This is a genomic window from Globicatella sp. PHS-GS-PNBC-21-1553 (assembly GCF_033564055.1).
Lineage (GTDB): Bacteria > Bacillota > Bacilli > Lactobacillales > Aerococcaceae > Globicatella > Globicatella sulfidifaciens.
Map to the genome: position 1 here is coordinate 499,978 of NZ_CP085470.1, position 24,359 is coordinate 524,336.

Sequence of the window (24,359 nt, forward strand, 5' to 3'; positions counted from 1 at the left end):
TTTTGCTCTCTATCTTTATAAGTAAAGTTGAGAGGTGATTTTCCGGTTATTTTGAAAAATATTTTTTCTCTTAATAGACTTAGGACATTTTTTAAGCTTTTGAGTAATATAAATTTCCCTTCACTAGCCCTAAGACAAAATTGATGGTGTTGTTAGGTTTTTCTCCTCCTAAATCACAGGCAATGAAAACCATGGGATTTTTAACCTACTAGAAAAAATATTTCTCCTTTTACTTAGAGCAGGACATTTCCTATACATTTGAGTAACTATTTCTTCCTCTAATAGACTCAGGACATTTTTAATGCTTTTGATTAATGAAAATTCCCCCTCTATCTCTATAAGTAAGTTTTAGGATAGTTTTTCCGGCTATTTAAAAAATATATTTCTCCTTCTACTAGCCCTAGGACAAAATGATGGGTTTTGATTAGAAAAAAAGACGGAAATTAATCCGTCTTAGTAAATTTGTAAATATTAAGTTTAAATATGTGGTATAATACTATAGAAAAACTATATAAAGTGAAATATGCTGAGAGGTGAAATATGGGATTTTCTTATGATAAATTATGGAAAAAATTAATAGATGAAAAGATGAATAAATTAGAACTACAAAAAGCCATAAAAACAACACCCCGAACTATCGCAAAAATGGGACGAGATGAGAATGTGAGTATGGAGATACTTGGCAGAATTTGTAGGTATTTTAAGTGTGATATATCTGAGATACTTGAATATAGAATGGAGGGAGATAATGAGTAATAAGTTAGAACTTACTTGGTATGGCAAAGATAAAGAAATAAAAGTTGAGCCAAGAGTACTTATAGAAGATAAAGAAAAGTCAAATATTAAAAATGACCCTAATACAGAAAATATGCTGATTCATGGAGATAATTTACTTGCCCTAAAGGCTCTTGAAAGTAAATACTCTGGACAAGTCAAATGCATCTATATCGATCCACCCTACAATACTGGTAGTGCCTTTGAACACTATGATGACAATCTAGAACATTCAACATGGCTTTCTCTTATGAAGCCAAGGATTGAGATACTAAGAAATTTACTTGATGATGAATATGGGAGTTTATGGATAAGTATTGATGACGATGAAGGACATTATTTAAAAACTCTTTGTGATGAAATATTCGGAAGAAATAATTTTGTAAATACATGTATATGGCAAAAGAAACATACAAGATCAAATGATGCAAAATGGTTTTCGGATAATCACGACTTCATTTTGGTGTATGCGAAGAATAAAGAGGTTTGGAAACCCAATCTATTACCGAGATCTGAAGAAAGCAAAAAGGGATATACTAATCCAGATAATGACCCTAGAGGTGTATGGGCTTCAGGTCCTTGTCATGTTAAGACACCAAATGAAAAAGATATTTACCCAATAATAACTCCATCAGGTAGAAAAGTTATGCCACCAGCAGGAACTTCTTGGAGATTTTCTAAAGATAAAATGGATTCCCTTATAAAAGATAATAGAATTTGGTTTGGTGAAAATGGTGATAATGTACCAAGATATAAAAGATTTCTAACCGATGTTCAACAAGGGTTTGTTCCATTAACTTTATGGTTTAGAGATGAGGTAGGAGATAATCAAGAAGCAAAGAAAGAAGTTAAACAAATAGATCCTATATCTGTTTTTGGAACACCAAAACCTGAACGCTTAATCGAAAGAGTATTAACTCTAGCTACAAATGAAGGAGATTTAGTTCTTGATTCATTTCTAGGCTCTGGTACTACAGCGGCTGTAGCTCACAAGATGAATAGGAAATATATAGGAATAGAGATGGGAAATCACGCTTATACTCATTGCAAAGTTAGACTTGATAAGGTCATTTCTGGAGAAGATAATGGTGGTATTTCAGTTTCAAAGGACTATTATGATTTAAAAGAAGATGATCTAAAAGATTTAGATTTTGATATTGAGGATGTAAAAACTTTTAATAAAATACTCAATAAAATAGGTAAAGAAACTGATTTAATTCCTAAAGATGTATTAAAAGAACTTAAAAAGAAGACAAGAACCCAAAAGATAAAAAGTGAACTTAAATGGCAAGGTGGTGGTGCATATAGATTTTACGAACTTGCTGAAAGTCTAATAAATAAGGATTCTTTTGGAGAATATGTTATAAACAAAGAATATAATCCAGATATGCTCGCTGCTGCTGTCGCCTTGCACGAAGGTTTTGAATACAAGCCAGATGATGAGTACTTTTGGAAACAAGCAAGGGCAAATGAGAAATCTTATTTATTTGTTACCACAAGGCATTTGAATGAATCATATATTGAATCAATAAGAACAAGTATGGAAGATGATGAATATTTAATTGTTGCTTGTAAGTCTTTTGATAGCGAGCTGGAAGGCAATTATGCCAATATCACAATTAAAAAAATTCCTCAAATGCTTCTTTCAAAATGTGAATTTGGTAGGGATAACTATAATTTAAATATCATAAGCCCACCAAGTTATGATCAATTTCTTGAAGATGAGGAGGAAGATGATGAATAATTTATATCCTCAATATACGACTGACTATATAAGCGGAGTCATGTCTTTAAGAAAACCACAAGAGAAATCTCTAAAAATATTAGAAGAGATTATGACATCATTAAATATAAAGAAAGATATGAACTTAAAAGCTGCTCTTGGTGGTGTTCACGCAATGTTTCCTATATGCTCAGATTTTGAACGTGATTTTATGTCACTTACTTTTGCATTAGCAACTGGAGTTGGTAAAACCAGACTTATGGGAGCGTTTATTGCTTACCTATATACAAATCATAATATCAAAAATTTCTTTGTTGTTGCACCAGGAACTACAGTCTACGATAAGTTAAAAAAAGACTTGTCTGATCCATCTAATCAAAAATATGTATTTAAGGGACTGGGCTGTTTTCATAAACCACCTGAAGTCATAACAGATGATGAATATATGACAAAGCCGATTTCTTTATTTGAATCAGACATACGAATTTTTGTTTTTAATATTGATAAGTTTAATAAAGAAAGTGCTAATATGAAAAAAATTAATGAGATGATAGGAAATTCATTTTATGATTATTTATCAAATTTATCAGATTTAGTACTCATAATGGACGAATCACACCACTATCGTGCTGAAAAAGGTATGCAAGCAATTAATGAATTAAATCCATTATTGGGATTAGAACTTACTGCGACACCTATGGTTACTAGTGGTTCAAAGCAAGTTCCATTCAAGAATGTAGTTTATGAATATCCATTATCTAAGGCAATTGAGGACGGTTATACTAGAACACCTTTTGCTGGCACAAGAACAGATGTAAATTTTTATAATTTTGGAGATGAAGAGCTTGATAAGCTCATGATTGTAGATGGAATTAAACTTCATGAAAGAGCAAAAAGAGAACTTGAAGCTTATTATCTAAATAATAACACTGAAAATAAGCCTATTAAAAAAGTTAAGCCTTTCGTTATGATCGTATGCAAAAATACTGAGCATGCCAACTGGGTGGAAAAGTTCATTAAATCCGATGAACTTTCAAATGGCTACTACAAAGATAAGACTATCACAGTTCATTCTAAACAAACAGGTAGCGAGAGTGAGGCTAATACAAAACTTTTATTGGATGTAGAAAAGTATGATAATCCTATAGAAATCGTCATACACGTAAACATGTTAAAAGAAGGATGGGATGTTAACAATCTATATACAATAGTCCCACTTAGAACTGCTGCTTCCAAGGTTTTAAGGGAGCAGATGATAGGGCGAGGACTAAGACTCCCCTTTGGAGAAAGAACTGGAAATGAAATAATAGACGGTGTATATCTCACTGCTCATGATAAATTTAATGATATTCTTGAAGAAGCAAAAAAGGGAGACTCTATTTTTAAAGCTGGAAATATAATTAAAGTCGAAGAAATAGAAGACAATATTTCAACAGCTCAGATTGATATTGATTTAGAGCAAGATAAAGTAAAAGAAGATGCTTATTCGTTTGGGATAGAAAAAGGAGAAAAAACGGATAATTTAATTGATACTGCAACTGATTTAATAAAACAAGAAGTAGTAAGAGAAATTAACAAAAATAATAAAACGGATATTTCCGAGGAGCAGAAAGAAAAAGTTGTCAATAAAGTCAGAGAAAAGATAAATGATGACAAAAACTTAGCTGACGTATATAAACAAAATGAAAATCCATTTTACGATTTTTTAAATGAGACGGTTGAGAAAGTTCATAAAGAAACGAAGAAAAAATTCATTCCTATTCCAAGGTTAAAAATAACTGATGAAGGTGTAGTTGAGTATGGATTTGTTGATTTTGATTTAGATTTAAAAGACTTTAATCATGTTCCTATTAAAAATGATCTCATACTTCAAAATCTAGAAGATTTTTCAGATATTAAGAAGATTGGCACAGATGAAATAAATTTTGATGCATATAATCCACAAAAGGTTATTCTTGAATTATTAAGAGAAAAGCCTGAAATAGATTATGAAAAATGTTCTAATCTTCTGTTTAAGCTAATTTCTCAAGTAATAGCCTATTATGAGGAGAAATATGATAATAGCTTAATGAAAAATATTGTTATGATGAATAAAAAAGATATTGCTAATAAAATTTATAATCAGATGATGCTAGATGAACATTTTTACTGTGAGAATGGCTTTATAAAATATTCAGTTATGGATGTAAGAGATTATAATCTTGAGCAAACTTATACCTGGAAAAATAAACTCAACCTATATGACAATTTTGAAGGCAATATAAAGGCTATATTATTTGATGGTATTAAAAAGGGAGTATTTTCAAGTGCTAAATTTGATAGTAAACCAGAACTCCTTTTGGCAAGAGGTCTAGAAAGAGATGATACAGTTGTTAACTGGCTTAGACCTGCTCAAAAAGAATTTAACATAACTTATAATAGAGGAAGGCATTATGTTCCTGATTTTGTTGTAGAAACTGAAGATTATCTCTACATTGTTGAAGTTAAGGGAGAAGATAAAATTAATGATGCCGATGTTATAGCTAAAAGTAAAAAAGCAGTTCAATTTTGTGATGTAGCAAGCAGTTGGGCAAAAGCTAATGATAAAAAAGAATGGAGATATATTTTTATACCATCAAAAGAAGTAAGAGAAAATTCATCTTTTAATAACTTAGTTTCTAGATTTCAAGTTAAGGAATAGTTATGGGAAAAAGGAAAATTGAAACTATAATTAATGAAAAAATTTCACCATTCAGATTAAATGAAAAAGGTAAATCAACCATATCTCAATTAGTAAATAATTATCCTTATGACCTTCTTGTAGAATCCATTGATATTGGAGCCTCACAATATTTTAGGTATGATGACGAAGGATACTTGACTCAAGAGTCTGTGGCTAATTTTATAGATAAGCTTGGAGGAATTGCTTACAACAAATCATTAAATCCTATTGAACAAGAAATAAAAAAATTAATAATAAAGGTAAAGCAAGCTTTAACTATTGGAATTATCAATCTGCAAATTCTATTTTAAATAATTATATAAGGGCTTTGAAATCATCCAAGTGGACAGATGAACAGATATACTCAGATTTAAAAACAGAAGTTATTTCTCTTATCAACAGTTCACGTAATTGGTCTGAATGGTCATCTAATATGGAGAAATGGATTAATGATATTTATGGTTGGGATGTAGAAGATGATATTACCATAGAACAAAATGAAACAATTTTGCCATTAGCTATATTTAATGGTTTGCAACAAAATTTTCAATCTATTTGCAAACAAATAAATGCAAGCTATGAACATAACTTATATGATTGTGCAGCTGTTATGATGAGAAGACTATTAGAAGGCTTATTAATAATGGTGTACCAAAGTAATGGTATAGAATCTGAAATAAAAAATAAAAACGGTCGCCACTTAACTTTAGATAAAATCATAAAAAATGCTGAAAATAATTCTGAACTATCATTGTCGGTTAACACAAAAAACAATATGTATAAATTTAAAAATTTAGGTAATTATTCCGCACATAAAATATGGTACAACACCACAAAAAAGGACATTGAACCACTTGTTTTCGATTATAGAGTAATAATAGAAGAGTTGATTTATAAATCTGGGTTAAAGTAATTTGATAAAGCAAAAGGGCTATGAGTTTAAGTGCTCATAGCCCTTTTATCTTGCCACCTAAAGACTCTCTAATTAGTTTTTACAAAATCCCTAATTCAATAAGCCTTTTTTCTCCTTTTTGTCATGACAAGCACTGCACTTTGTTTGAATTTTGTGCTGTTAAACCTGTAATTTTCGTATAACTAAACTCATAAAATTGAGTTCGTATTTTAGCTTATTGATACCTATAGCCTGTAGTTTCGATGTTGTGCTAGTTGTATTTAATCTATGTTGCGACGGTATGATAGTAATCCTCTTAAACCTTAAGTGCAACACTGTGGTAATAGTAATAATAAACCTCAATTGCGATATTAAGCCAGTAGTCTTAATAAACTTTAGTGGCGGGGCTATTACAATAGTCTTAACTATCCTCAGTTGAGACGGTGTGATAAGCGCAGAATAAAAGTCGCTGTTTCGCCATCACGTTACTATCATGTTTTGACCCATCACCTGATTATAATTCTTCTAATAATTGATCTATTTGACGGTATAAAGCGTCTAAATCACCTTCATTATTAATGACGACGTCGGCTTTTTCCTTTTTAGATTCTAAGGACCATTGGCTGTCAATCCGTTGTTTGGCTTCTTGCTCTGTTAAGTGATTGCGATCCATTAGGCGTTGCAATTGGGTCATACGATTGACATAAACTAACCAAACTTGATCGACTTTTTGATCATAACCTACTTCATACAACAATGGCACATCAACAAAGACAATCTCCGCTTCTGCTTTGGCGATTTGTTGGTCCATCCAATCTATAATCAAAGGATGTAACAAGTGATTGAGTTGGTCGCGTTTTGCCTCATCCTTAAAAATAACACTGCCTAATAATTCCCGGTCTAGTTGACCGTCACTTTTGACCATTTGGTGGCCGAAAGCGTCAATCACTTTATCAATCCCAAGGCTCATTGGTGCGACTACGGCCCGTGCCGCTTCGTCCGCATCAACTACCGTGTAACCTTTTTGTCGTAGGTAATCTGAAACGGTTGATTTTCCGGTCGCAATACCACCAGTAATCCCAATTTTTCTCACTTCAATACCCCTCCTTTAATTGAATATTCTCGTTAAGACTCTGAATATATTCTAAGCCTCTTCAACGCATGCTACTGGCTGACAATGGCTACAAAAATGTGTCCCTCTACCGGCAAATTGAATTTTACTGATTAATTGACCACAGCGTGGACATGGTTCTTCAGGTCGTCCATAGACTTTTAATTGTTCTTGATAGGTACCGGCTTCTCCTAAAGAGTTTAAGTACGTTCTCACGCTTGAACCACCGGCTTTGATGGCTGCCGCCATAATGTTTAAAATCGCATCATATAATTGTGCCACTTCTTGATCTGTTAAGCTGTTGGCTGGTCTAGTGGGATGAATTTTTGCTTCAAAGAGCACTTCATCGGCATAAATATTACCCAACCCCGCCACGACTCTTTGATCCAATAGTAATGGTTTAATTGGCTTTTTCAATTGGCTTAATTGTCTTTTAAAAGTCGACAAGTGGAATTGTTCCGCATTAGGTTCTGGCCCTAATTTACGTGCTAAGAAATAATCTTTTACGGCTTCAGGTGTGACTAATTCCATGCGTCCAAATTTTCTTACATCGTGATAATGTAATTGGCTACCATCAGTATAAAGAAAACGAACATGAGTATGCTTATCTTTAGTAGCCGGCACTTCATCAGCTGGGTAAAAATGGTATTTGCCTTCCATGCGCAAATGGGAAATCAGCGCCCAATCATCAAAGCGAAAAATTAAAAACTTCGCTCTTCTTTCAACCGTATTGGTTTGTTGACCTTTTAATTGTTCAATCCAGTCTGATAAAGGTTGTTCGGTGACGATAATTCGCTCCCACTCAATCACAATGTCTTGGATGACTCTTCCTTGCACCAAGCGGATTAGCCCTTGACGAACACTCTCGACTTCTGGTAATTCTGGCATCTTAAAACTCCTTTAGTAAAACCGCTCATATAAGTATTTATTTAGGTAAAGCGGTACCTTCATATATTAAGTTGATTTTATCAAAGCTTACTACTGTTATCAATGTTTCAGCTGCATTTCCATAGTGTTACGGTGTATTTGATTTTAATATTTGGTAGCATTCACTTCTTACCCTTGCACAAATGATGCTTCGCACACATAGCGAAATTTTCTCAATTACTTCACCTGATAGAAACTCCCACTCATATTAACTTCTACCTACACGAACGAGGGCCTATTTTCGATAACTAATAATAATAGCTGATACTCTTGTATTATTGTTGACTAATTTTTACAATGAATCTACTTTAACCTGCTACGTTCCCTGATTTCAAAACATAGTAGGTCATTTTTAGGCTGAGGCTAACAATAACTTTAAAAACAGCGCTTGGGGACTTTTGCTTTTTTCAGTGCCATCGGTGAATCGTCTCCACTGGTCATAATTAACAAACGAAGCAACTATCATCCGTTTTTCTACTTCTTAACGGCTGCCAAAATCCTTTACATTTTCCAGATATACTTCGCCATTGATGCAGCCAATTTAAATACAAGTAGACTGATTCATCATGTCGATTGTATTAATATTTTGAGACTCATTTTCTTCTATAAACCACGAAAGACAAGACCTATAATCAGTCTTGTCCTTCATCTCTTTTATTTTAATTCATACCAGTTTTCGCCTTGATTGGCTTCCACTTTTAATGGCACTGCTAATTCAACCGCACCTTCCATTACTGCTGGCACTAACTCCGCTAGTCGTGCCATTTCTTCTGCTGGCGCTTCTAAAATTAACTCATCGTGCACTTGTAATAATAATTTGGCTTGTAAGTTTTCTTTCGTAATTGCTTCATCTAGGCGAATCATGGCGATTTTTATTATATCAGCAGCCGAACCTTGAATCGGTGAGTTCATCGCGGTTCTTTCAGCAAATGAACGGATATTAAAGTTGGAAGAATGAATATCCGGTAAATAACGACGACGATTAAACAAGGTCGTTACATAGCCATCTTCTTTGGCTTGCTTAACGATCTCTTTCATATATTCGGCTACCCCAGGATATTTATCAAAGTAGGTGTCGATAAATGTTTTCGCTTCTTTACGTGTGATGTTTAAGTTTTGTGATAAACCATAATCACTAATACCATAGACAATTCCAAAGTTGACAGCTTTCGCTTGGCGACGGTGATTGCTAGTAATCGGTTCGTCTTCTGGTAAACCAAAGACACGACGGGCGGTTGCTGAGTGGATGTCTTCATCATCGATAAAGGCTTGACGCATGTGCTCATCTTCTGAAATATGGGCTAACACGCGTAACTCAATTTGTGAATAATCCGCTCCAAATAATTGCCATCCTTCATGACTTGGTACGAAGGCTTTGCGGATTTTACGCCCTTCTTCTAAGCGTATCGGAATGTTTTGTAAGTTAGGATCAGTACTACTTAAACGCCCGGTTTGGGTCAGTGTTTGAACAAAACGCGTATGGATTTTACCATCTTCTTTAATAAAGCGTGGTAAGCCCGCTAAATAAGTGCCTTGTAATTTTGCAATTTGGCGATAATCCAAAATCTTCTCGACAATCGGATGCTGGTATTTTAATTTTTCTAACACATCTGCTGCCGTACTGTAACCGGTCTTAGTCTTTTTAATCACGGGTAAGCCTAATTCATCAAATAAGATTTCGCCTAATTGTTTTGGCGAATTGATGTTAAATTCATGTCCCGCTAGCTCATGGATTTCTTTTTCCATATCCGCAAGGCGTTCTAATATTAATGTATTCATCTCGTCTAAGGCCGCCGCATCGACTTTAACCCCTTCAATTTCCATTTTAGCTAAGACCACAGCCAATGGCAGTTCCATGGTCAAGAAAAGTTCGGTAGCCGCTACTGCCTCTAGTTTTGCTAAAAGCGGGGCTTTCACTTGTTCATATGCTTCGACTTTATTAGCTACATGTTGGTTAACAATTTCCACGTCTTCTGGGACTGCTAATTTAGCGCCTTTGCCATAAATACTTTCATCCGATTGCACCGTTACCGGTAAAGCTAAAAAGCTTTGAATAGCTTCGATACGTTGGTCTTGGCTTTGTTCCGCTAAATAAGTCGCAATGGAGACATCAAAGGTCACATGTTGTAAAGAAGCACCAAAACGAGCTGCAATCACCATATCTTTTTTTGTATCATAGGAAATTTTTTCGGTTAATTCCTTGGCTAACCACTCTTTAAATAAAGGTGAGTCAAAAGCCGTTTTTGCTTCTGTGACAAAGACTTGATGAGATACTAAATCTGACCAAGTCACTTTGACCACATCTGCAAAATGATAGTTTTCTTCAATTGTTTCAAAGTGAATCGCTGTTCGATCAGGTAAATGCTCTTCTTTAATCGCTTCTAAATAAACCACTTCATAATCCGATTCCATCACTTCTGACGCATCGTTGACTACTTCTTCACTGCCTAAAGCTGATAGGAAACTATTAAATTCCATTTGACGATAAAACTCTGTTAAAGCGTCAATATTTTTCTCATTCATCGTAATATCGTCTACTGAAATGTCAATCGGGGCTTCTAATAAAATACGAGCCAAGTCTTTACTCATCCGGGCATTTGCTTCATCGTTAATAATATTTTCTTTCATTTTAGACGGTTTTAACTCATCTAAACGTTCATACATCGCTTCAACGGTACCAAATTGATGTAATAATTTCAGCGCCGTCTTTTCACCAATGCGGGTAATACCAGGGTAATTATCGGATGAATCGCCCATTAAGCCTTTCATATCGATAATTTGTTCAGGGGTAATATCATATTTTTCACGAATTACGGCAGGGGTATACGGTTCTAGATCACTCACCCCACGTCGTGTAACATAAACCGTCGTATTCTCACTGGCTAATTGGATTAAGTCTTTATCGCCTGAAATCACCACGACTTGATCGTCCTCATCTGCTTGATTGGATAAAGTCCCAATAATATCATCTGCTTCATAACCTAAGACATCATAATGTTTAATGCCATAAGCATCAAGTAAGACTCTAAAATAGGGCATTTGCTCTTTAAATTCACTTGGTGTCTTTTGACGCCCACCTTTATATTCTGCATATTTTTCAGTACGGAACGTCCGCTCACTTTTATCAAACGCTACTAATACATGGGTCGGTTCAAATTGTTGTAACACATTATCTAACATGCGATTAAAACTATATAAAGCATTAGTATGCAATCCTGAACGATTTTTAAAGCGTTCCAAATCTAAAATCGAATAGAATGCACGAAATGCTAAACTACTTCCGTCTATTAAGACAATTTTTCGTTGGGCCATAATAATCTCCTTCTTGATTTTCTCTTCTCCATTATAACAAATTGTCCTTTATTACACATCTTTAATGTTAAAGACTAGCATTTTCTTTTTTTAAGCGGTGTCACCCATTTCTGCCATTACAATTATTTTCTTTTTTTACACGAAAAAACTAAAAGTACGCTGTATCAGTTATGAAAACCAGACGATAGACCGACGACGCTATGAAATTATCAAAGAATACTCAAATTTAGTATAAATTATTTTCATAAAAGAATGATATTAATAAAGGAAAACTGTTTATATATTGTGAAAAAGAAAACCAACTTCACAAACTTATAAATGAAAATTATTAGTAAACCCCTATCAAAGTGGTACAGATAAAAACTTTTTATAGTAACTGTTCTATCGTTTTGAAACAGAATTATTGTATTATCAGTGTTTAAAGACGGTTTTATCCTTGACGGACTGTGTTATTTTCCGATACAATGTAAGTGTAAAAACATTGTGAATCAATTTTCAAAAACAGGAGGAAACAAAAAATGACAGAAACAATGACAAAAGCGTGGGAAGGTTTTAAAGGGACTGCTTGGCGCGAGAATACTGACGTTGGTCAATTTATTTTAGATAACTACACAGAATATACTGGCGACGACTCTTTCTTAGCTGAAGCAACAGAAGCAACTCAAAAATTAAATAAGATTTTCGAAGACTTATTAGCTTATGAAGTTGAACATGGTGTAGTCGATATGGAAGAAAAAATTGTTTCAACTGTATTAGCATACCCTGCTTCATACATCGACAAAGACTTAGAAAAAATCGTTGGTTTACAAACGGATAAACCATTAAAACAAGGTTTAAACCCATTCGGTGGCGTTCGTATGGCGAAACAAGCATTAGAAGCTTATGGCTATTCATTAGATCCAGAAGTTGAAATGCAATTTACAGAATGGATCCAAACACATAACCAAGGTGTATTCGACGTTTATGATGCTGACATTCGTGCAGCTCGTTCAAACAAAATCATCACAGGGCTTCCAGATGCTTATGGACGTGGACGTATCATCGGTGACTACCGTCGTGTTGCATTATACGGTACTGATTTCTTGAAAAAAGAAAAATTCAATGACTGGAATGCAATGGAACGTGAAATGTATACTGAAGAAGAAATGCAAACACGTGAAGAAATCTCTAAACAATATCGTGCTTTAGAAGAAATTGCTCAATTAGGTGATATGTACGGATTTGACTTACGTCAACCTGCAAAAACAGCTCAAGAAGCCATCCAATGGACTTACTTAGCATTCTTAGCTGGTGCAAAACAAACTAACGGTGCGGCTACTTCTTTAGGTCGTATGGACGCATTCTTCGATATTTATATCGAACGTGACTTACAAGCTGGCTTAATTACTGAACAAGAAGCTCAAGAATTAATTGACCATTTCGTAATGAAATTACGTATGATTCGTTTCGCACGTACACCAGACTTCAACGAAGTATTCTCAGGTATGCCAACTTGGGTGACTTTATCAATCGCTGGTATGAACAATGATGGCCGTTCATTAGTTAACAAAACATCATTCCGTGCATTACACACATTATATACAATGGGTGAATCACCAGAACCAAACTTAACGATCTTCTATAACGAAAAATTACCACGTGCTTACCGTGAATATTGTGCGAAAGTGTCAATTGATACTTCAGCTATCCAATATGAAAACGATGAAGTAATGGCAACTACAATGCATTCAACAGATGCTGCTATCGCATGTTGTGTGTCCCCTTCAGTTATGGGTAAAGAACACCAATACTTCGGAGCTCGTTTCTCTGGACCTAAAGCCTTATTATATGCTGTATCAGGTGGGGTTGACGAAAAAACTCGTAAGACTGTTATTAAAGGTTTAGAACCAATTAAAGGTGACTACTTAGAATATGACGAGTTAATGGAAAAATTAGATAAAGTTATGGACTGGACAACTAAAGTTTATGTTCGTGCATTAAACATTATCCACCGTCAACATGACCGTTATGCTTATGAATCAACTCAAATGGCGTTATTAGATTCACATCCACACCGCTACTTTGCAACAGGTATTGCTGGTTTAGCATTAGTTGGGGATATGTTATCAGCTGTTAAATACTCTAAAGTACGTATTGTTCGTGACGAAGATGGATTCCCAGTTGATTATGTTGTTGAAGGTGAACAATTCCCTACATTCGGTAACAATGACGACCGTGTTGACTCATTAGTAACTGGATTCTTACATGACTTTATGGAACGTTTACGTAAATTACCTACTTACCGTAATGCTGAAATTACCACTTCAATCTTAACCATCACTTCTAACATCGTGTATGGTAAAGCATTAGGTAATGTATTTACAGGTTCTAACCCTGAAGTAGTTGGTTACCGTGAACCATGGACACCAATTGCGCCAGGTGCTAACCCACAATATAACTCTGTTAAATCAGGAGCTTTAGCTGCTTTATCATCAGTTGCTAAAATTCCATTCGAAGATGCTCGTGACGGAAGCTCATATACATTTGCAATCCATCCAAAAGCATTAGGACGTGACGATGCTGACCGTAAATCTAACTTAGCAACTATGTTAGATGGTTACTTCAAGAAAGGTGGACACCACTTAAACGTTAACGTATTAAACCGTGAGAAATTAATTGATATCTTACAACACCCTGAAGAAAACCCACACGCTGTATTACGTGTATCAGGTTATGCTTTATACTTAAACAAAGCAACTCAAGATCAAATCAATGATATCTTACAACGTGTAATCCACAACCAATTCTAATTTGCTTAATAAATCCTAAGCAGCGAAGATCAAGCCAAAAGCTTGGTCTTCTTTTTTTATAGCCTAAGTATGAAGTTAAAGGCTGATACATTGTAGATGACCGCTAAGCGAGTAAGTGGGGGTTAGACCAGAAGTAGAAAATGGAATGATTTTCGCTTCGTCTGTCCACCCCCGCACAATTGGGAGTGAACCAGAAGTAGAAATTGAATAGTTTTCGCTTCGTCGTCCACCCCCGCACAGTTGGGAGTGAACCAAAAGTAGAAAATCGAATGATTTTCGCTTCGTCTGTCCACCCCCGCACAGTTGGGAGTGGACCAAAAGTAGAAAATCAAATGATTTTCGCTTCGTCTGTCCACCCCCGCACAGTTGAGTAGGTCTCAAGCAAGTCATTAAGACGCAGATTGAGACCACTCAACCACTGCGCTTTTAATTTAATAACAATAACTTGATTGAGTTTACCAAATTTATCTTTAACCTCATTAAGACGCAGTTTGAGACCACTCAACCACTGCGCTTTTAATTTAATAGCAATCACTTGATTGAATTTATCAAAGTGATACCTCACCTCGTTAAGACACACGTTGAGGCCACTCAACCACTGCGCTTTGAATTAAATAGATATGCCTAAACAAAATTTAAAAAGTTTTTGCCCAACCTCGGATAAAAGCTAATTCAAAGATGAAAGTGGCTCAGTTTTAACTTGCGAAATACACATGGAGAATGATTTAGTGTAGTTTGAAAGATAAAATCTTGTGAGTGTCATCGAGCCTTAAAAAGTGGGTTCACGGTTCGTTAGGGGTGTAAACTAAAACCGTCTAATGTCCATCTAGGATTAAGACTTGGATAATAATCCGTAGCTTTTTACGCTTATTCAGTAATATTTGCTTTCAAATAAAATTAGTCTTAATTGCTCACCTATTATTTTATAAAAATTTCCTTAAATTGAGTGTTATGATTTGAATTATTTGTCATTTTTAATATGCTTAAAGTAAGGAGATGATGAAAATGCGAAATTTTAAAAAGTATTTAGCACTTAGCATTGTTTTATTTTCGCCCGTTTTGCCGCTGTCAAATGGAATTTTTAGTCAATCAGTAGTAACTGCGCAAGAAACATCGCCCCAAGAACACGCAATGAAAGTCGTCGAAGAATTACAAGGTTATTTTGAAAACGAAGCCCTGCCAACAAAAGTATTAACCGCAGAATCCCCTGTCTATTTTTCTGCCGCTACCACAAAAGTTTCGGATACCGAGAACTTTAATATCTTTTATTATGCAGAAAATGAGCCATATGAGGTCAACAATCAAGAACTCAATAATAAAACGCCGATTGCTGCTTTTCAACGTGCCGTTTACGAAGATGAAGCAGCCGCTCAAAAAGCGGTTAATCAAGTGATTGATAATCAAGGTGAAAAAATAGACTTAGGTTATGGCATAACCGGTTATCTAACAGCAGGTATGGGATCAACTTATTTAAATTGGCAAGAAGGCAACTGGAGTTTAGCAATCCAAGCACCCAATCAAGAAGGTGTTTCTTCTCCTGATTTAGCGAAACAAATCGTTGAATATTTAGAAGAAATTGCTTTGCCAGCTCCTGAAGTAGTCGGTCAAATTAAATTAAGAATGAATGACTCATTAACTTATGAAGATAATGTCGCTACATGGCAAGTAGGAAATGTCGTTTACACCGTCTCTCATGCAGATCCTTTCACCCTTATTGAAATGACCGGTTCGATTACTAACCCTACCGAACAATAATTAATCCTATAGCTTAAAGGCACACAGAAGATAATTTTTCTAGTGTGCCTTTTTATATTATGCTAAAGTAGCATTTTTGATGTGCCTTTAATTTTGATGCAGTCTTAGTTTAGAGTGCTTTTGGATAACACAATGTAGTGATCAAGCTTTATAGGCTAGTAAAATTGAAATTTACAAAGCTTCTCTTTAAATGATGATGAAGTCTCTCATAAAATGATAATGTGGTCGCCTCATAATTACTCATAGAACGTTTACCTATCAGTCAATTACTTTTATATAAAATACTATTTTTACTGATGCTATTAGTAAAAGAGATAGTAACTATAAATATTTCTCAATTGAAAACGGAACCATTTCTTTACAAAATTTTATCCTTTAGTGCTATGATGAAATTAACAGACAAAATAAATTGGTTAACCGCCAACCATTAATAGATGAAAGGACGATTTAACATGACTCAATTAGTTACCTATTTAGACGATATTAAGGAAGGCGCTCAATTTCAAAGCGAAGCTTATTTAATGAGCGAAGAGCGCATCATTGAATTCGCTAAACAATTCGATCCACAACCTTTCCACACCGATCCAGTTGCCGCTAAAGATACAATCTTCAAACGCTTAGTAGCTTCGGGTTGGCATACTCTTGCAGTTAACATGAAAATGTTAGTCGAAACATTGCCATTAACACCTGGTGCCATGATGGGAGCCGGAGCAGATGTTAAATGGGTGCGCCCTGTCTATCCTGGCGAAGAGATTTATAGCGTCTTCACCATGAAAGAAATTAAACGCTCTAATACGAAACCGCAACAAGGGATTTGCTTAATGGAAGCCAAAGTTTATAACCAAGATGATGAAATAGTTACCGAGATTATGCATCGAGCTTTTGGCTATTTTAAATCTGACTCTTAATTTGTAAACCCCAACATAAATAAAAGATGGTAGAATGCACCTTTCCCTAGTGAAAGGGAATTAACAGAAATTTTTTAAAAAATTTCACAGGCATATCTAACCTCTTTTTTATTTTGAGCTGAAAAAAGCGCCAATAGTCAGCATTAGTAACGGTAAGTAACAATTCTTTGGAGGTGGACCAGAAGTTGAAAATTAAATAATTTTCGCTTCGTCTGCCTGCCCCGCAAAGTTAGAAGTAAAACAGAATTAAAAAATCAAATGATTTTCGCTACGTCAGCCTACTCCCTGGTGCCGTTACTCTTTAATGCTTTCCTATTGGCCACATCATGTATTACTAGGTTAAAGCTTCTTCTGCTTTAACATGTCGCTCTCCCATACCAAACAGTCTTCCTTGTTGCAAAAAATGCCAACGGCTTTCAACCGACGTGACATTTCTTCAGTTTCAACCCGTTCGACAACAATTTCCATTTGGGGTCGTCCAAACCATTTCAACACTTTATTGGTCAAAAGATAAAACCGTGGTTTTAAGAACCAGCGTTTATCATATACTGCCACTTTCACTCGGCTAAAATATCGCAAATACTTTAAGAAAAATGGAAAAGTATTAATTCCTTGACCAATATCATCAACCGCAATTTTAAATCCGCGCTGACTCACTTCTTTTAATATCTCACCATATATTTTCATAATACTATGATTAAAACGAGGCTGATGTTCCGTTACCTCAATGATTATTTGTTCTTTATAAGGAAGTAGTTTTTCTACGGCTTCAAAAGTCGATGGATAGGCCCATTGGTCTACATCAAAATTAACAGATAAAACGAGATCTGGATGTTGCTCTAATTGTTCAATAAACTGTGGAACCACCCAATCTAAGAAGCATGCATTGCTCTCTTCATCTTGAATTAAACTCGGAAAATCTTTCAATGGAAAGCGATTCGTTTCAACTAATCTTAAAAGTGCTTCATAATGACGCTCTGACGATTTCCCTTCAGCCTTTTTTGAACAATTTACTTCTTTGATTGGCTGATAAATCATATAAAATTGTGAGTGTAATGTGCTCATGCTGCATTCCCTTCTTATTCTCTCTCCGTTTAAGAAAGAAATATTGTATTTTTACACTGTTATTCTTTAGGTAGCCCTAAGGAATCAATTGGATAATAACCAGGTGTCAATTTCTTTCCAGTTAATTTTTCAATCATAGCATTGAAAGTAAAATGATCATCCAATAGGACTACACCATCAAAACCATTTAATAATTCAATAAATTGTTGATCATCCATGACAAAATCATAACGTTGGACAACATCATCAGCCCACATTTGGTATCTCCCTAGATACATTAATAAATAATTATCGACCCATTCTTGATTAGAAGATACGATGAGGTAGCGTCCATTCATATCAAAGGTTTGCCCTTTAATAGCGGCTTGTAACATTGTTGGTGCATTATTACCTTGACTATTCTCTATATAATGCATCCCATTTACTTCCGAAACACAGTTTCCTACGAAAAAGAAAGTCATCAACATCACACTCGTTTGATACATCTTTTTATTAAACATATTTTTAAATGAATGGTTATTACGATATTCATGACGTTGTTCATAAAAAGCACGATCCAATTGTCGAACGAGCGTGATGGTTAAAACACCTAAGACGAATATAACCATGGTCGAAAGGTAGCGTTCATATCCTGCCACCCGAATAGCTTCATCATGAGGCATTGCGGTTAAAAACATGATTAAGTTACCTATATAATACACTAAAGTCATCACCGTTAGAAATACCCAAGTACCAAAATTTACATGCCATTTCTTAAATTTGATTCCATAAAATAGCGTAAAAATTAAGAACCCACATAATAATAATGCGAATTGCATCGTAGAAGGTGTTTGAATATTCAAGGCAGTCTCCATAAAAACGTCAATGACTTGTGTCATCTCAGGTGTTAATTGCCCATTTAATATTTCTGTAACCGAGCCGGCACTCACTTGGTGCTTAGTACTCGCCGCTGTTCCGATCACATTTTTGACATGTAGTGACCAACTAAAATTAAAGACAAAGGGCATCAAAACCGTAATAAAGGTCGCCCAACCAACTTTTTGTGAGGCTTTTCGGCGTAACATTATCATATGTCCCACATAATACATGAAGACAATCACTACAAAAAAGACTGCACTGGTTTTTACTAAGATTAGCACCGATAAAACGAGGCCCACATGAAGTGATGTTCGTATTGGCTGTTTTGGGTAAGCATAAATACCGGCGAGTGCTCCGATTGCTAATGCTGCCATTAAAGCATCCACCAATAGATTATTATATCTAACAGCAATATTAAAGTACATTACCAATATAAAACTGACAAAGATAATTGCGACCGGTAAGGCCCGTTTACGATCTAATGTGGTCGCAAACATCGCATATTGCGCCGCAGCAATTGTTAAAAACTGGCCAATCATTAAAATACCATCGTGAAACCCTACAAAACGTCCAATATAGTATAAAAACATGGAACTACCAACGGGATACGTATTATATGTGATAATCGTATCATGTGCTGTAGGTAAATGATGATTCATTACTAAGAATTTAACAATGGTAGCCCAATGGGTAAAGTTGTCATAATGGACTAATTTTAAATCCCACATCCCCAGTATAAACACGACTAGATAAAAGAGCATCAAGACCGTCGCAAATTCCCAGTACAATAATTTGGACAATAACGCTTTATGGCGATAATACCAAAAATAACTTAATAATAAAAGCAAGCCTAAGTAGTAAAGGATTGCCCCCACAATTTCTAAATATCCTACTAGAGCCGCAAGATAAAGAATTAGTATTTGAGCGGCGATTACTTCGATATAAACTAACCGGTGATCAATTTTCCCTTTTGTTTTGAGCCAATTGGTATAACCTAACATCGAAAGTAGAAATAAAATAAATTTAATCACTAACATAATCATGCTCTCCCTTCGATTATTTGTTGGCAAAATAGCTGTAATCCATTATCAATCGGTGCATCAAGTTCAACGACTTGATAAGTAATTTCCTTATCGATACGATCTACTGCTAATTCTTTTAGGCGTAACTTAACTTGGCCATTATTAAAGATAAACTCGGTTGGCGAAGGTTTTTCTTTTTGATAATGAACAACCATCTTTTCAAAATCAAACGTGGTAATGGTAACCGGCACTTTGGCTAACTCGGTTTTCATGGCACCTGCCACTTTAGGAGTTTTCGGTGTTTGATATAAACTTTGGGTGATACGATTCTTGCGAAAATTAATTCGTTGAATAAAATTTTCTATTAAATCATCCCAAATCGTCACCCATGTATCCCTTTCATTCGTCAAATAAGTATTAGGACGATCATAGATGTATTGGAAATAACGACGTCTCGTTTCTTCGTCCATCTCATTAATTTTAATTCCATATAACCAAGTATCTGGTTGGGATTGAACCCGCACTAGTTCTCCTTCCACTTGACATGGAACAGAATGCTCAATGAAATCGATGGTTACCCTATCCTTAAAATACAAGGGCTGTTCTGTTCTAAAAGAAAAGCCACCTTCTGACACATCGACTACTATCACCTCGTGCCATTGGTCTTTCACTTTAACTCGGGCAGGCTCTTCAATATAAAAACGTTCTTGATTACGTAATATCGGACGTCCGAGTGTCGCAAAAATCGCAAAGGTCAAATTAATAATATGATGTAATAACCAGAAACTAATGACAGAACCATAAAAGAGCTCTACTCCATATTTTCCAAGGTTAAAAGTTATTAAACCATAGACTGACAATCCCCACAAAATAATGTAAGGTAAGGCAAACATAATGTCGATATTGGATTTTTTTAATTCTTTTGAAGTCACTTTAAATTTAGTCTCACTAATGCCAAACATTTCTAAAGTTAGCGGGATGACCAGATAAGGGGCAAACATCGTTTCGACGATTTCACCCCAAGTTTGCGTACGATAAGTATCGGTCACATCTTCCATTGACCGTCTGGTAAGAACATAGGATGGTAACCAAAAGATTAACAATAACCACACATTCGCGATCACGATTCTTCGATGAAAAACAGTATAAAGAATAGGAGCAATAATATATAACAAACGTCTAAAAAAAGAACTCCAATAAAAGAAGCCGTTGATATAGACCATCTTTTGTCCCGCCGTTAAATGAGGATTAAAGAATATATTAGTATTATAACTACTACGGATGACGCCACGTCCCCAACGAACTCGTTGTTTAATGACACTGCGCAAATCGGTCGGGGTTAAACCGCTAGCCATTGGATGATTGGTTGAATAATTATTATAGCCGGCAATATTCATTCTGACGCCCAATTCAAAGTCTTCCGTAATCGTATTGATTGGGAAACCGCCGGCATCTTCAATCGCTTGTCGACGAATTAAAGTATTCGAACCGGTATACACGGCCGCTCCTCTAGCATTATTTAAGACATTAACGCTCTTAGAAAAGAAATCTTGTTCATTAGGCAAACTGGCTTCTGAAAAGAAATGATATTGAAAGATATCCGCATTATAAAAACTTTGAGGCGTTTGAATTAAGCCAATTGGTCGATCAGGGTCCGGTTGTTCTCCCATAAAGTAAGGGACTGTTTCCATCAAAAATTGATGATAAGGAATCATATCAGCATCAAAGGTCGCCACTAATGGTGAATTGGTTTGCGCCAATGCATTATTTAAATTACCTGATTTCGCATGCTTATTATTTTCCAATCCGCAATAGCCAACACCAAATTGTTCAGCCAATGCTTTCATTTCAGGACGATTCGTATCATCACTAATATAAATATGAACCTTTTCTGGTTCAGGATAGTACATTTTAGTGCAAGCATTAAGCGTCTTATAGACAATGTCAACCTCTTCATTATGAGTAGCGATTAATACATCCACATGAGGCCATTCTGCGTCCTCAGGTATTTCTGGTTTCACTAATTTAAATTTCTTGCGTTTATTAAAAATAAGAATGAAGGCTGTAAAAGAAGAGATGACCTCACTAATCCATAGTAATAAACCAAATACCCAAGAAAAAGTCGAATCTTGCCAAGGAATGGTATAGATAATGCGCCAGCCTAAATAAATGACTGAAGTAATAAACGCCAGTAGATAAAGTAAATTACTTGTTCTTTCTTTTTTCATTATTGTTCCTTTCGATTAGTAAAAACAAAACGTTTCTGAATTTGATAGCTAATTAAAAACAAGCCAATATCTACCACTGTTTTTACGACAGTTAAATCCCAACTGACTAATAATCTAGACAGTGCACTCACCAATAATCCAGAAACAGAAATTTGTGCTATCACTAAACTAAAATATTTTACCCTACTAGAATCATCCCCTTGTTTAAAAACTAACTGTTTATTTACCGTAAAGTTGAACACAGATGAGGCTGCCCTGGCAATATATGAAGCAATCATAATGGCATTGGTTGCTTTATTATTCAGTAGACGGATGACTAAGGCAAAAACACCAATATCAACCAAAAACGAAGCAACCGATGAAACTAAATATTTAAAGAAAATAGCATAAATGCGAATGGAATCCTTAACTGGATTAAAATGTGACGATTCATTTTCGTCAAGATAAATTGTTTCAATAGGCACTTCTATTAAGGGAATGCGATGGTCTTTGGCATAGACTAGCATTTGCATTTCTAATTCATAACGTTCTCCTGGTAATTGAGTAATACCAGCAAAATATTGGGTCGGAATCACACGTAAACCTGTTTGAGTATCTGTAATATCCATCCCGGTTGACATTGCCAACACATCACGCGTCATCACATTACCAAACTTACTTCTCAATGGAATTTTCCCATCAAATTGACGACTCCCTAATACAATTGGCTGATGCCCTTGTTGTACAGCTTTAAAATAAGCCTGGATACAATTAATCGTATCTTTCACCGTGTGTTGCCCATCTGCATCAATAGTCACTCCTGCTACCACCTGATTAGAAAGTTCTTCGGCAATATATTTGAAGGCTGTCTTTAGAGCAGCGCCCTTACCTTTATTTTCGGGATGCGTTAGAACGGTTGCATGCTGTTGCACCTGATTAAAAATCTCTTTAAATTCTATGCCACCGCCATCATCTACAATGATGATAGGATACAAACTGGTCGCATGATTCTCTCGTAATTCTTTCACTAAAGCTACCATTCGATGGTCGGGTTTGTACGCTGGTATAATGACTGCAATTGAATTTTTCATATTGATCTTCCTTTATTTCGTTAAAATTTTTTTAATATTAGTTTTATCAATGAATGAGTTGAACACGCTGTCGCATTGCATTAATTACTTGATTAGACCGGAAGGTAGCTTTTTACCCATAATTGGGTTGAACTAAGCTAGTTTTTACATTGATAATTTGGATAAACAAGCTGACGTCTTCCATTAATGATTGAGTTGAACCCAATGGTAGCTTTACAAAATAAATCGGTTAAACCTAAAGCCGTATTGCATTCATTTTTATTAGGCCTGCTAGTTCATTTCATCATCAGTCTGATGTGATTCAAGGCTTGCTTTTTATCATTTTTACCATAAAAATGTATCGTCGCGTTTATTTTCCTCATTTTTCCGCTCTGTTTTATTTTCATACATCATATGGTCGGCTAACGCAAAATAATGCTCGAACGGATAATCTTTAGGATTTTCAACAAAAACATACCCGACTGAAATCGAAATTGGATATTGTGGCAAAGTACCGACTTTTTCTTCGATACGCTTTATATACTCCATAAGTTCCGTTTCTGTTAGCTCTGGAATTAAGGCACAAAATTCATCGCCTCCCATACGCGCAATAATAGCCTCTGAAGGTAGTTCTTCTTTAAGTATCCATGCAAATGTCGTTAACATCCGATCACCAATGAGATGTCCATAGCTATCATTGATCTCTTTAAAGTCATTTAAATCAATAAATAATAACCAAGCTGGAATATTTTTATCCTGAAGAGATACACGATAATATTCGGTAACTTTCCGTCGATTATAACTATCCGTTAATGGATCACGAAAAGTTAAGTCGAGAATTTCATTATGTTCATTCACATCTTCAGATACATCTGTCACAATGACACTAACTGCATACACATCACCTTTGTCATTTTTTAACGCATAATATTGACTTAAAATATGAAAATTATGATCATCTATATTAAATTGCTCCGTAGTTGTATAGCGCCCATTTATAATGGCGATATTTAATTCATTGGCGAAATTTTGAGCAATAGCTTCTGGAAAAAACTCATGGACATTATGGCCAACTTGAGGTACCTTTTCATAAAAATATTTCATAAATTCGGCTTCTGCAGTATTAATTACAAGATAATTCATATCAATATCTACAATGAAATGGAATATATTGTCCAGCGCTTCAAAACTTTCTACTAGTAGTCTGGCTTCATTTTCATAGCGTTCTGACAAATCAACGAATTT

At 35.2% G+C, this 24,359-nt stretch carries 18 protein-coding genes; 9 read left to right on the forward strand and 9 right to left on the reverse strand.

Going from position 1 to position 24,359, the window contains the following annotated elements; genetic code table 11:
* Window positions 1–540: 540 nt before the first annotated feature.
* The 5 genes from LB888_RS02345 to LB888_RS02365 all read left to right on the forward strand — a co-directional run bounded on the left by LB888_RS02345 (window position 541) and on the right by LB888_RS02365 (window position 6,111).
* Window positions 541–756: a helix-turn-helix transcriptional regulator gene (locus LB888_RS02345; protein ID WP_318753462.1), complete on the forward strand. Its 216-nt coding sequence runs from the start codon at window positions 541–543 to the stop codon at window positions 754–756.
* A complete protein-coding gene (locus LB888_RS02350) occupies window positions 749–2,518 on the forward strand; it encodes a site-specific DNA-methyltransferase (protein WP_318753464.1) in 1,770 nt (589 codons plus the stop codon). Before LB888_RS02345 ends, LB888_RS02350 begins: the two co-directional genes overlap by 8 nt.
* Complete coding sequence (locus tag LB888_RS02355; RefSeq protein WP_318753465.1) at window positions 2,511–5,177, forward strand: DEAD/DEAH box helicase; 2,667 nt, start codon at window positions 2,511–2,513, stop codon at window positions 5,175–5,177. The genes LB888_RS02350 and LB888_RS02355 overlap by 8 nt, the downstream gene beginning before the upstream one ends.
* A 2-nt stretch (window positions 5,178–5,179) precedes the next feature.
* Entirely contained in the window at window positions 5,180–5,509 is a 330-nt protein-coding gene (locus LB888_RS02360; RefSeq protein WP_318753466.1) for a hypothetical protein, read from the forward strand.
* A 122-nt stretch (window positions 5,510–5,631) separates the two neighbouring features.
* Entirely contained in the window at window positions 5,632–6,111 is a 480-nt protein-coding gene (locus LB888_RS02365; protein ID WP_318753467.1) for a DUF4145 domain-containing protein, read from the forward strand.
* Between the two features lie 493 nt (window positions 6,112–6,604).
* Here LB888_RS02365 and coaE read toward each other — a convergent pair whose 3' ends face one another.
* The 3 genes from coaE to polA form a co-directional block, all read right to left on the reverse strand.
* On the reverse strand, window positions 6,605–7,183 hold the full coding sequence (coaE, locus tag LB888_RS02370) for a dephospho-CoA kinase (protein WP_318753468.1): 579 nt from the start codon (window positions 7,181–7,183) through the stop codon (window positions 6,605–6,607).
* A 51-nt stretch (window positions 7,184–7,234) separates the two neighbouring features.
* Window positions 7,235–8,089: a DNA-formamidopyrimidine glycosylase gene (gene mutM / locus LB888_RS02375; protein ID WP_318753469.1), complete on the reverse strand. Its 855-nt coding sequence runs from the start codon at window positions 8,087–8,089 to the stop codon at window positions 7,235–7,237.
* Window positions 8,090–8,782: 693 nt separating this feature from the next.
* Window positions 8,783–11,440 carry a DNA polymerase I gene (polA, locus tag LB888_RS02380; protein WP_318753470.1) on the reverse strand — a complete coding sequence of 886 codons (2,658 nt, stop codon included), beginning with the start codon at window positions 11,438–11,440 and terminating at the stop codon, window positions 8,783–8,785.
* A 518-nt stretch (window positions 11,441–11,958) separates the two neighbouring features.
* Here polA and pflB point away from each other — a divergent pair.
* Window positions 11,959–14,229 (forward strand): formate C-acetyltransferase, encoded by a 2,271-nt coding sequence (pflB, locus tag LB888_RS02385; protein ID WP_318753471.1) that lies wholly within the window; start codon window positions 11,959–11,961, stop codon window positions 14,227–14,229.
* 203 nt (window positions 14,230–14,432) lie between these two features.
* Entirely contained in the window at window positions 14,433–14,603 is a 171-nt protein-coding gene (locus LB888_RS02390) for a hypothetical protein (RefSeq protein WP_318753472.1), read from the forward strand.
* Here the strand turns inward: LB888_RS02390 and LB888_RS02395 are convergent.
* On the reverse strand, window positions 14,558–14,824 hold the full coding sequence (locus LB888_RS02395; RefSeq protein WP_318753473.1) for a hypothetical protein: 267 nt from the start codon (window positions 14,822–14,824) through the stop codon (window positions 14,558–14,560). The genes LB888_RS02390 and LB888_RS02395 overlap by 46 nt on opposite strands.
* 410 nt (window positions 14,825–15,234) lie before the next feature.
* On the opposite strand from LB888_RS02395, the gene LB888_RS02400 reads away from it, so the two are divergent.
* Together LB888_RS02400 and LB888_RS02405 are read left to right on the forward strand one after the other, a co-directional pair.
* Window positions 15,235–15,984 carry a hypothetical protein gene (locus LB888_RS02400; protein ID WP_318753474.1) on the forward strand — a complete coding sequence of 250 codons (750 nt, stop codon included), beginning with the start codon at window positions 15,235–15,237 and terminating at the stop codon, window positions 15,982–15,984.
* Between the two features lie 452 nt (window positions 15,985–16,436).
* On the forward strand, window positions 16,437–16,892 hold the full coding sequence (locus tag LB888_RS02405; RefSeq protein ID WP_318753475.1) for a MaoC/PaaZ C-terminal domain-containing protein: 456 nt from the start codon (window positions 16,437–16,439) through the stop codon (window positions 16,890–16,892).
* A gap of 339 nt (window positions 16,893–17,231) precedes the next feature.
* Here the strand turns inward: LB888_RS02405 and LB888_RS02410 are convergent, their stop codons facing one another.
* The 5 genes from LB888_RS02410 to LB888_RS02430 form a co-directional block, all read right to left on the reverse strand.
* Window positions 17,232–17,957, reverse strand: a complete 726-nt coding sequence (locus tag LB888_RS02410) for an EAL domain-containing protein (protein WP_318753476.1) — start codon at window positions 17,955–17,957, stop codon at window positions 17,232–17,234.
* Window positions 17,958–18,016: 59 nt separating this feature from the next.
* Window positions 18,017–19,852: a hypothetical protein gene (locus LB888_RS02415; protein ID WP_318753477.1), complete on the reverse strand. Its 1,836-nt coding sequence runs from the start codon at window positions 19,850–19,852 to the stop codon at window positions 18,017–18,019.
* A 2-nt stretch (window positions 19,853–19,854) separates the two neighbouring features.
* Complete coding sequence (locus tag LB888_RS02420; protein ID WP_318753478.1) at window positions 19,855–22,065, reverse strand: glycosyltransferase; 2,211 nt, start codon at window positions 22,063–22,065, stop codon at window positions 19,855–19,857.
* The gene (locus tag LB888_RS02425; RefSeq protein ID WP_318753479.1) at window positions 22,065–23,135 is read right to left on the reverse strand and encodes a bifunctional glycosyltransferase family 2/GtrA family protein; all 1,071 of its coding nucleotides are present in this window, start codon (window positions 23,133–23,135) and stop codon (window positions 22,065–22,067) included. Before LB888_RS02425 ends, LB888_RS02420 begins: the two co-directional genes overlap by 1 nt.
* Before the next feature lie 324 nt (window positions 23,136–23,459).
* Window positions 23,460–24,347 carry a diguanylate cyclase domain-containing protein gene (locus LB888_RS02430; protein WP_318753480.1) on the reverse strand — a complete coding sequence of 296 codons (888 nt, stop codon included), beginning with the start codon at window positions 24,345–24,347 and terminating at the stop codon, window positions 23,460–23,462.
* Window positions 24,348–24,359 lie beyond the last annotated feature (12 nt).